At 67.6% G+C, this 494-nt stretch carries 1 protein-coding gene; it reads right to left on the bottom strand.

Annotation, left to right across the window (positions count from 1 at the left end; all coding sequences use genetic code 11):
• Positions 1-344 (bottom strand): VOC family protein (locus tag G6026_RS16810; protein ID WP_182613838.1); only part of this gene is annotated, 344 nt, incomplete at its 3' end.
• Positions 345-494: the final 150 nt, after the last annotated feature.

Below are 494 nucleotides of genomic sequence, written 5' to 3'. Positions count from 1 at the left end.
AGATCCCCGTGAATCACCCGGGTTAGCCACCCGCACTGCATCTCTCGTCCGCCCCCGGCGAGGAGGCCGTCCCAGTAGTGGTCGATCTCGGCCTGGTCGGAACACCGGATCTCCAGCGAGATCGCGTCGGTGTACTCGACCCCCGGTCCGCCGTTGAGCGCGAGGAAGGTCCGTCCGTCGAGCTCGAACTCCACGGTCAGGACCTCGCCGGCCTTCGGTCCCGGGGTGTCGACGGGCGTCTCGTCGACGGCGATGACCCGCGAGTTCGGGAAGACCGAACAGTAGAACTCCGCGGCCTCCTCCGCCTGCCCGTCCAACCACAGGCACGTGACGAATGTCGTCATCTCGACCCTTCCTCCAGCCCGTGCGGGCGTGTCCCGGGTCCAGTGTCCACCCCCCGCGGGCCTCACGGAACACCATGGCGCGTCGCGATCCGGCAACGAAAACCGGCTGGCCCCGGCCGCGACTAAGATCTGCGTGCATGAACAGGATCA

It is taken from the genome of Dietzia sp. DQ11-38-2 (genome assembly GCF_014145055.1).
Taxonomy (GTDB): Bacteria; Actinomycetota; Actinomycetes; order Mycobacteriales; family Mycobacteriaceae; genus Dietzia.
This window is presented reverse-complemented; position numbering and strand designations above follow the sequence as displayed.